At 69.5% G+C, this 9,391-nt stretch carries 11 protein-coding genes; 3 read left to right on the top strand and 8 right to left on the bottom strand.

Annotated elements, in window-relative coordinates; genetic code table 11:
• On the top strand, nt 1–692 hold a 692-nt coding region (locus DPV74_RS35640), incomplete at its 5' end, for a LysR substrate-binding domain-containing protein (protein WP_119338894.1).
• Nucleotides 693–763: 71 nt separating this feature from the next.
• On the opposite strand, the gene DPV74_RS35635 is transcribed toward DPV74_RS35640, so the two are convergent.
• Nucleotides 764–1,084, bottom strand: a complete 321-nt coding sequence (locus tag DPV74_RS35635) for a hypothetical protein (RefSeq protein WP_060313167.1) — start codon at nt 1,082–1,084, stop codon at nt 764–766.
• A 65-nt stretch (nt 1,085–1,149) separates the two neighbouring features.
• Nucleotides 1,150–2,022, bottom strand: coding sequence for a LysR family transcriptional regulator (locus DPV74_RS35630; protein WP_027789476.1), 873 nt, complete (start codon nt 2,020–2,022; stop codon nt 1,150–1,152).
• A 170-nt stretch (nt 2,023–2,192) separates the two neighbouring features.
• Between DPV74_RS35630 and DPV74_RS35625 the strand changes: the two genes are divergently transcribed.
• Complete coding sequence (locus tag DPV74_RS35625; RefSeq protein ID WP_119338893.1) at nt 2,193–3,653, top strand: MFS transporter; 1,461 nt, start codon at nt 2,193–2,195, stop codon at nt 3,651–3,653.
• 78 nt (nt 3,654–3,731) lie between these two features.
• Here the strand turns inward: DPV74_RS35625 and DPV74_RS35620 are convergent, their stop codons facing one another.
• Both DPV74_RS35620 and DPV74_RS35615 read right to left on the bottom strand, forming a co-directional pair.
• On the bottom strand, nt 3,732–3,923 hold the full coding sequence (locus tag DPV74_RS35620; protein WP_081064653.1) for an oxidoreductase-like domain-containing protein: 192 nt from the start codon (nt 3,921–3,923) through the stop codon (nt 3,732–3,734).
• 82 nt (nt 3,924–4,005) lie between these two features.
• Entirely contained in the window at nt 4,006–4,443 is a 438-nt protein-coding gene (locus DPV74_RS35615) for a hypothetical protein (RefSeq protein ID WP_240440082.1), read from the bottom strand.
• A gap of 159 nt (nt 4,444–4,602) precedes the next feature.
• On the opposite strand from DPV74_RS35615, the gene DPV74_RS35610 reads away from it, so the two are divergent.
• Nucleotides 4,603–5,025, top strand: a complete 423-nt coding sequence (locus DPV74_RS35610; RefSeq protein WP_119338892.1) for a RidA family protein — start codon at nt 4,603–4,605, stop codon at nt 5,023–5,025.
• A gap of 72 nt (nt 5,026–5,097) precedes the next feature.
• On the opposite strand, the gene creD is transcribed toward DPV74_RS35610, so the two are convergent.
• The 4 genes from creD to DPV74_RS35590 form a co-directional block, all read right to left on the bottom strand.
• A complete protein-coding gene (gene creD, locus DPV74_RS35605; RefSeq protein WP_060086303.1) occupies nt 5,098–6,495 on the bottom strand; it encodes a cell envelope integrity protein CreD in 1,398 nt (465 codons plus the stop codon).
• A gap of 114 nt (nt 6,496–6,609) precedes the next feature.
• On the bottom strand, nt 6,610–8,061 hold the full coding sequence (gene creC / locus DPV74_RS35600; protein WP_119338891.1) for a two-component system sensor histidine kinase CreC: 1,452 nt from the start codon (nt 8,059–8,061) through the stop codon (nt 6,610–6,612).
• Nucleotides 8,062–8,076: 15 nt separating this feature from the next.
• Nucleotides 8,077–8,787 (bottom strand): two-component system response regulator CreB, encoded by a 711-nt coding sequence (creB, locus tag DPV74_RS35595; RefSeq protein ID WP_060313184.1) that lies wholly within the window; start codon nt 8,785–8,787, stop codon nt 8,077–8,079.
• 85 nt (nt 8,788–8,872) lie between these two features.
• Nucleotides 8,873–9,391 (bottom strand): SDR family NAD(P)-dependent oxidoreductase (locus DPV74_RS35590; protein ID WP_119338890.1); only part of this gene is annotated, 519 nt, incomplete at its 5' end.

The raw sequence follows: 9,391 nt of genomic DNA, 5'->3' as shown, positions 1-9,391 counted from the left end.
ATGCGGAGGCGCTGCGCAGCGCGGCCGCCGCGTTCGAGCGGGCGGCCGCGAGCCACGGCGCCGGCGTGCGCGGCATCGTGCGGATCTCGGCCAGCGACGTGATCGCCGTCGAAGTGCTCCCGCCGGTTCTCGCGCAATTGCGGCGCAACCATCCGGGGCTCGTCATCGAGCTGGTGCCGACCGACCGCATCCAGGACGTGCTCAAGCGCGAGGCCGACATCGCGGTCCGGATGGCGCCGCCCGCGCAGGAGGCGCTCGTGGCGCGGCGCATCGGCGAAATCGATGTCGCGCTGTATGCGCGCGACGACTACCTCGCGCGCAACGGGGCGCCCGCGACGATCGACGAACTCGCGCATCACGCGCTGATCGGCTTCGACACGGTCACGCCGTTCATCCGCTCGGCGGGCCGCGGCATGCCGATGTGGAAGCGCGACGCGTTCTCGCTGCGCACCGACAGCAACCTGGCGCAGCTCGCGATGATCCGCGCCGGCTACGGGATCGGCTTCTGCCAGACCGGGCTCGCGAAACGGGACGCGCGGCTCGTGCGCGTGCTGCCGGACGGGCCCGCGATGCAGCTGGAAACCTGGGTCGTGATGCACGAGGACCTGCGCACGAGCCCGCGCTGCCGCGCGGTGTTCGATGCGCTGGCCGACGGGCTGCGTGCGTACGTGAACGGCGAACCGGTCGAATAGGCGGTTGGACGGCTGGGCAGTTGGACGATTCGCAGCGGCGAACGTGAAGCGAACGAATCGCCCGAGCGGCGCTATTCGTAGCTTTTCCCGGCGAACAGGATGTCCGCCATGCGCCGCCACGGATTGTCGGGCAGGTCGTAGTAGCGCAGCCCCTCCTCCGATGCCTCGGCCCAGTCGACCATCGCATCCAGGTACTCGCCGATCGAGTGGTTTTCCCAGCCGAGCGCGGCGCGCGCATACGGTGACGCAGGCAGGTCGGCCTCGAGCTGCCGCTCCTTGTTCCAGTCGTGGCCGAGCACGCGCAGGAAGTGGATCAGAGAGCGTTCGTCGACCACGCGCTCCAGCGCATCCTGCAGCTTCGCGGCCATCTGGCGTTGCAGTTCGTCGTTCATTTTTTTCTCCTGGCGCGCCTCTCAGGTACGCGCCGCCGCGCATCGCACGGCCCGGTTCCACGGTTCTACATCAGCAATTGCCGCGACAGCACCTCGCGCGCCTGCGTGACGGTTTCGCGTTCGCCCGGCATCGGCGGCGTCAGCGAAAACACCGCGTCGGGCAGCGGCGGCAGACGGTATTTCGCACCGAGCCGCATCATGCCCTCGCCGATCGCCGACGCGCACAGACAGCCCACACCGAGCCCCGCCGCCAGCATCGACTGCAGCCCCGCGACCCCCGACGCGCTGTGCACGAGCCGGTACGGCGTATGCCGCTCGTCGAGCGCGCGCACCGCGACCTGATGCATCATGCAGTCGTCCGGCAGCAGCACGAGCGGCAACGGCTCGGGCAGTTGCTCGGCGAGCGCGGGCGACGCGACCCACGACAGCGGCTCGCGCCGCAGCACCCAGCGCGTATCGGCCGACGCCGGCCGGAACGGCCCGCTCGACAGGTTCATCACCACGCCGAGATCGACCTGCCCCCGCGCATGCGCCGCCTCGATGTCCGCGCTCTTCATCGCGCTGACGTGCAGGCTCAGTTGCGGGTAGCACTCCCGCAGCCGGGCCAGCAGGCCCGCGACTTCGTTCGTCCGGTAGTAATCGGTGATCGCGACGCGCAGTTCGCCCTTGATCGCCTGCCCGCGCACTTCGTCGAACGCGGCCTCGTTCAGCGCGACGATGCGCCGCGCGTGCTGCAGCAGCCGCGAGCCGGCCGGGGTCGGCTCGACGCCGCGCTTGCTGCGCACGAACAGCGGCACGCCGGCGCGCGATTCGAGCTTGCGCACCTGCTCGCTGACCGTCGACTGCGACAGGTGCAGCAGCGGCGCGGCGGCTGTCAGGCTGCCGGCATCCGCGACCGCCGCGAAAGTACGCAACTGATCCAGGTCGAAACCGCGCATCGCCCTCCTCCATCCATCGAATAACCCGATGGATGCTACCACCAATTCCCGCTTTTCCGATTCATTGCCACCACCCAGAATGGGGGTCAATCGCCTGCCCCCGGCCGAACCGGCGCCCCCGGCGCTGCGTCCGGCCTGGATACGGCCCTCGTTCCTTCGGACTGGTTTCCATGACCCACGACACCCTTGCCCCCTGCGGCCCGGCCGGCACGGCCGCCGCGGCGACACCGCGCAGCCACCACGGCTGGGCGCTGGTGGTCCTGCTGGTTGGCGCGATTTTGCCGCCGCTCGACTACTTCATTGTGAATCTGGCGCTACCGGCCATCCGCGACGGCATCGGCGCACGCCCGGCCGAGCTGCAACTGGTCGTGTCGGCGTACGCGTGCGCGAACGCCGTCGTGCAGATCACCGGCGGCCGGCTCGGCGACCTGTACGGCCGCAAGCGCATGTTCATGATCGGGATGGCCGGCTTCGTCGTCGCGTCGACGCTGTGCGGGCTCGCCGGCAGCGGCGCGGTGCTGGTCGGCGGCCGCGTGCTGCAGGGCCTGTTCGCCGCGATCCTCGCGCCGCAGGTGCTCGCGACGATCCGCAGCGTGTTCAGCCCGCAGGAGCAGGTGCGCGTGATGGGCTTCTACGGTTTCGTGTTCGGCCTCGCGGCCGTGATCGGCCAGCTCGGCGGCGGTGCGCTGATCAGCCTGCATCCGTTCGGGCTCGGCTGGCGCGCGATCTTCCTCGTCAATCTGCCGATCGGCATCCTGGCGCTGATCGGTAGCTGGCGCTTCATCCCGGAAAGCCGGCCGCCGCGCGGCCAGCGCATCGACGTGCCCGGCATGGCCCTGCTGTCGCTGTTCCTGCTGATGCTCGTCTACCCGCTCACGCACGGGCGCGAGGCCGGCTGGCCGCTGTGGATGGTCGCGTGCCTCGTCGGCGCGCTGCCGATGCTCGGCGCGCTGCTGGCGGTCGAGGCGCGCCGTCTCGCGGGCGGCCACGATCCGCTGCTCGACGTGCGCCTGTTCCGGAACCCGGTCGTCGCACTCGGGCTCGTGCTGGCGTTCCTGTTCTATACGCTGAGCGCGTTCTTCCTGAGCTACGGGATCTATCTGCAGGGCTGCCTGAACTGGTCGCCGCTCGCATCGGGGCTCGCGATCCTGCCGCTCGGGCTCGGCTTCCTGTCGAGCCCGCTGCTGATGCCGCGGCTCGTCGGCCGGTTCGGCGGCTATCGTGTGCTCACGCTCGGTTTCGCGATGCTCGCGGCCGGCGTCGCGACGGCCGCCGCGCTTGCCGGTGCGGCCGCGCCGGGCCCCGGCTTCTACGTGGGGATCGCGGCGATCGGTGTCGGCCAGGGCCTCGTGCTGCCGTCGGTCGTGCGGATCGTGCTCGCGGAAGTCGATACCGCGCGCGCGGGCGTGGCATCCGGCATGGTCACCGCGATACTGCAGATCGGCGCGGCCGTCGGCGCGGCGACGCTCGGCGGCGTGTTCTTCGCCCGGCTCGGCACGCATCCGGCCGCGCTCGATTATGTGCAGGGCTTCAGAACGTCGATGTTCGCGCTGACGGCCGTGCTGCTCGCGTGCATCGCGCTGTCGGCCATGCTCGGGCCGCTGCATCGGCGGCTGCATGCGGGCGCGTGACGCGGAACCGGCGCGCACTGCCGGCGCGGCTCGAGACGCGCGGCACGTGCGCACCGCTCGCCGGCATCGGGCGTGTCGTCATGGCTTGGGCTGCGCGTGCCGCGCTTCCCACTCGGCCAGTTCGACGCGATAGCGCGCCAGTGCTTCGTCGTACAGGTCGAAAACGCACGGCGAACAACCGCTGTTGCAGCAGTCTTCCAGTTCGGGTTGTACGGGCGGGGTCGGACGCGGATCGTCGATGGACGGATCGGTGGGGGCAGGCGTGGGCACGGCGACAATCGAATGGCGGAAAAGCTCGAGTATAAGTGGATGCCGCCCGGCCTGTCGGTGGTGACAGCCGGCACGCGCCGCGTCACATCCCGAGGATCGTCACCTGGTCGTGGCGAAGCCGAACGTCGCGCGTCCACGCGTCGACTTCCGCGATCACGCCGGCCAGCGCGGCGCAGCTTGCGTCGAGACGAGCGACGAAAGCCTGCCGCGATCCGCTGAAAATGAAACCGAGCCGGTCGAGCGCGTCGGTGCGCTGCGCCGCGTTGCCGAGCCGCCTGCCCGTGTCGGCCAGTTCGACGACGATCGCAAGCCAGTCGGCCATGCCGACGGCGTTGAACGTGTAATGGTCGTAGTCGGGGATCTGCCGCGCGATTGCCGCCTCGAGCAGCCCGAACACTTCCTCGTCGAAGAACAGCGACCCGGCATTCCAGCAGGTGCGCGCATACGGCCCGCCCATGAGTTCGACGTACGCGGTGCCGTCGAGCGCCGCACGATCCTTGATGACGCGGATATCTTCCATGTGTGTCGTCGCGATCGCGGAACAACGCCCCATGCGTCGCCGCGCGTTCATCCATAATGGCGCGATTGTCGACGAAGCGGGCGGTGCTGTCGACGGCGCGCCCTCGTTGCGCGGCCGCTCGCCGCAAACCGTGCAGCCGCCCCCCACAGGAGCCGCGTGATGGCCGAAGCAGTGAATCCGCCGGAAGTCTGGGCGCCGTTCGGCGCGTTCTCGATGGCCGTGATCCAGGGCGACGGCCGGATCGTGCATCTGAAGGGGCAAGTGGCGCTCGACCGCGACGGCCGGGTGGTCGGCCAAGGCGACATGCGCACGCAGCTACGGCAGACGCTCGACAACATCCGCGCCGTGCTCGCCACGATGGGCGGGCAGATGCAGGACGTGATCTCGCTCGTCCACTACGCGACCGACATCGATGCCTTCATGCAGGCCGGCGACATCCGCAACACGTATTTCGCCGCACCCTATCCGGTGACGACGACCGTCCAGGTCGAACGTCTCTACCATCCCGACCTGCTGATCGAGATCACCGCCGTCGCCGAAATTCCGCTCGCGCGTTTTCGCCGGCCCGCACCGCGCGCGTGAAGCGCGGCTGTGCCGCGCCGGATGACGCGCCGGCCGTCGCATTGCCGACCGGCGCGCTCGTCACCCGCGTGCCTACTTCGCCTGCGCGCCCGGCTTCACGGCGCCCGCGGCCGCCTTGTCGGCCAACGGTTGCCACGCGGCGCCGAGCGAATACCAGTCGACGCGGCGCGTGAGCGTCATGATGCCGGCGAGGATCGCGAACAGCAGCAGCGAACCGAGCATCAGCGCGTTGTCTTCCGACAGCAGCAGCCCGTAGAGCGCCGCGTACAGCACCGCGAGCAGCGCCGAGAACACCGCACCGCGCTTCACGCTGTGCAGCACGAACGACAGGTAGAAGCCGAGCAGCCCGATGCATGCGCCGCTCGCCGCGAGATACGCATACGCGAACGCGATGTGTTCGGAGAGGCTCAGCAGCAGCAGGAAGAACAACGCGAGCGACAGGCCGACCAGCGTGTACTGGATCGGGTGAATGCGCAGCCGCTTCACGAGCTCGTACATGAAGAAGCTCGCGAACGTGAGCATCACGAACAGCGCGCCGTACTTCGTTGCGCGTTCGGCCTGCAGATAGACGTTCACGGGTTCGATCATCGACACCGACGCCGTTTCGATCGCGCTGTCCCCGTTGCCGGTCGCGATCTGCTCGCGCGCCTTCGTGTTGAACGACGTCACGCGCCAGTTGCCGGTGAAGCCGCGCGCATCGACCGTGCGGTTGTTCGGCAGGAACGCGCCGTCGAAACTCGGATGCGGCCACGTCGACTTCAGCGAGAAATCGTTCTGGTCGCCCACCGGCGCGAACGCGACGGACTCCGCGCCCCGCAGCGGCAGGTCGATGCTGAACGGCACAACTGCCCCCGCCCCCGCGCCTGCTTCGGCCAGCGCCGCGAGGTCGACGTTCGCGTGCACACCCTGGCGCAGGCTGTCCAGCCGCGTGCCCTGCTCCACGTCGAAACGCGCGCCGCCGATACGCAGGTCGGGTTGCGCGGTCAGCCCGCGAATGTCGCCGATGCCGATCGCGACATAGGCGTTGTCGACCTTGAAGCTCACGTGGCCGTCCGCCTGCGGCAGCTTCTTCAGGTCCGGCAACGCCAGCGTGCCGGTCAACCGGCTCGTCAGTTCGTATACCAGCGCCTTGTGGATACCTCGATAGCGGACGCTGGTCGTCAGCGTGCCGTCGACGTTCAGCGTCTTCGGAAACACGAGCAGGCGCTTCGTCTCGCTTCTCAGGCTCGTCTTCGTCGCGCCGCCGGCGGGCGTCTCGTCGCGCACGCGCGTGACTTCCGTGTAAGGCACGACGAGCACGGGCCCCGACACCGTCTGCGGCCCCGCATAGCTCGACCAGATGCTCTGCAGCGCGTCCATGCGATACGCGGAGCGTTCGTGCACGATGCTTTGCACCATCTGCAGCGGGATCAGGATCAGCAGCGCAAGCAACGCGGTGATCGCGAATTTGAACAACAGGACTCGATTCATGGCCGACAGGTACCGGAGTAAAAGGTACCGCCAGCATGCGCCGGCCCGGTGAAGGGCGATTGAAGCCGGTGTGAAGCGAATGTGGGCCGAATGTGGGGCGAACGTGAAGCGCGGTCAGGCCGACGACGGCAGCGTGAGCGTCGCGCACGCGCCGCCTTCGTCGCGGTTCGCGAGCGCGACCTGGCCGCGGTGCAGCATCGCGACTTCGCGGACGAAACACAGCCCGAGGCCCGTGCTGCGATCCTGCCCGTCGGGGCGCGGCAGCGAATAGAAGCGCTCGAACACGCGCGCCAGTGCGTAGTCGGGCACGCCGGGGCCGTCATCGGCGACGCGCACGATCGCGACGTGCGCCCTGCCCGCCGGCTGCCGTTCGAGCGCGATGCGGATCGTGCTGCCCCGCGGCGCGAAATCCAGCGCGTTGTCGAGCAGGTTGCCGAGCGCCTGGCGCAGCAGGAACGGATCGCCTTCGACGACCGCCGGGTCGGCCGCGTCGTTCGCGTCGATCGCCAGGTTCACGCCGCGCTGCCGCGCGCGCGGCTCGATATCGTCGACGAGCTGTTCGAGCACCGGCCGCAGCGCGACCGGTTCGCGCACCGACAGCCGCTGCTTCTGTTCGACTTCGGCGAGCGCGAGCAGCTTGCGGATCATCTGTTCGAGGCGGCCGGCCTGGCGGCGGATGTTCTCGGTGAAGCGCCGGCGGTTCGCAACCGGCATGTCTTCCTGCAGCAGTTCGGCTGCGCCGCTGATCGCCGCCAGCGGGCTTTTCATCTCGTGCGTGAGCGTGTGGATGTAGGTCTCGACGTACTGCCGGTCCTCCAGCCGCTGATGCATGCTTTCCACCGCGCGCCCGAGTTCGGCCAGCTCGCTCGCGCCCTGCAGCGGCATGTCGGCCCGCTCGCCCGCCGCAATCGCGCGCGCATAGCGCTGCAGGCGACGCAGCCCGATCACCAGCCACCAGGTGCACGCGACGCCGATCAGCATCGCGCCGCCCATCAGCAGCGCGCCGTACAGCATGATCTTGCGCTGGCTGCGCGCGATGAACGGCGCGACCGTCTGGTTCGGCTTCGCGATCGTCAGCACGCCGATGATCTCGTTGCCGCGCCGGATCGGTGCCGCCACGTGCATCACGGTGCTGCTGTCGTCGTTCGGATCGCTGCGCGTGCTGCGCGCGCCGTATTCGCCGCGCAGCGTCCGGTAGACGTCGTTCCAGCGCGAATAGTCCTGCCCGAGCGCGCGGCCGGTCGAGTCGTAGCGCACGATGCCGTGCGCGTCGGTGATGTAGAGGCGGTAGCCGATCACGTTCTTCTGCACGCCCCACACGTTCGCGCTGACCGGGCGTTCGTGAAGTTGCGCGAGCTGCCGCGCGAAAGCGCCGTCGGCGATATGGCCGCTGGCCATGTCGTCGGCGGCCAGCGTCGCGAGCACTTGCGCGGTATCGACGAGGGTGTCCTCCATCGCCTCGCGCACGCCGGGCTTCACCTCCTGCACGAACACGCGCAGCGTGATCAGCGCGGCCAGCCCGACGATCAGGAAAAAGCCGAAGAAGATGCGCAGGCCGATATGCATGGGCGGTGCCGGTCGTTACGGTTGCAGCGAATAACCCATCCCGCGATGGGTGCGGATCGGGTCGCGCTCGGGGGCGATCGCGCGCAGCTTGGCGCGCAGCGTCTTGATGTGCGTGTCGACCGTGCGGTCGGCCGAATCGAAGGCCTCGTGCCACACGAGATCCATCAGCTGCTCGCGCGAATAGATGCGCCCGGGATGCCGGACCAGCAGCGCCAGCAGCCCGAATTCGTAGCGCGTGAGATCCAGTGCGTGGCCGAGCCACGACACGCGCGCGCCATCGGTATCGACCGTGAAGCCCGGTGCGGTCGTCGCGGCGGGTGCCGGCGCGGGCGCGGGTATTGATTCGGGGGCGGCCGCCCGGTGGAAACGCCGCAGGATCACGCGCACCCGGGCCGCCAGCTCGCGTGGCGAAAACGGCTTGACCACGTAATCGTCGGCACCGATCTCGAGCCCGACGATCCGGTCGATTTCGTCGTGCCGCGCCGTGAGGAAGATCACCGGCACGTCGGAGAACGTGCGCAGCCGCCGGCATACCTCGAAGCCGCTGAGGTCCGGCAGGCCGACGTCGAGCACGACGAGGTCGAAGCGCGCATCGCGCAGGCGGTCGAGCGCCGCCTGCCCGAGGGTGCAGTGGACGGTCTGCATGCCGTCGGTGCCGAGGGCGTAGACGATCGTGTCCGCGATCGCCACTTCATCTTCGACGATCAGGATATGGGGCTGATGCATGGTCTCGGGCTGGGCTCGCGTGTGTCCGGTGCGCCATTGTACGCACGGCCGGCCGCCGCGCGAGCCCGAGCCCGTGCCCGCCGGACTACGCGACGCGGCCGGTCACCGGAATCGACGCGCCGGTGATCGCCTGCGCGTCGGCCGACAGCAGGAACCCGATCGTCGCCGCGATCTGTTCCGGCCGCACCCAGCGCGTGAAATCCGCGTCCGGCATGTCCGCGCGGTTCGGCGGCGTATCGATGATGCTCGGCAGGATCGCGTTCACCGTCACGCCACGGTCGAGCAGTTCGGCCGCCAGCGCCTCGGTGAGCCGCGCGACGCCGGCCTTCGCGGCCGCATAGGCGCCCATTCCCGCGCCGGCCTTGAACGCCGCGCCCGCGCCGATGTTGACGATACGCCCGGCCGGGCTCGCCAGCAGGTGCGGCAGCGCGCCCTTCGATGCGTTCAGCGCGGTCTTCACGTTCAGTTCGTACATGCGGTCCCACGTGGCGGCGTCGCCGTCGGCGATCGTCTGCCACACGAACGCGCCCGCGATGTTCAGCAGCGCGTCGACCCGGCCGAATTCGCGCTGCACGGTATCGAGCGCCCGCGCGGCGGCCTGCGG

This window comes from Burkholderia sp. HAN2018, assembly GCF_024704855.1.
In the GTDB taxonomy this organism is placed as follows: Bacteria; Pseudomonadota; Gammaproteobacteria; order Burkholderiales; family Burkholderiaceae; genus Burkholderia; species Burkholderia cepacia.
This window is presented reverse-complemented; position numbering and strand designations above follow the sequence as displayed.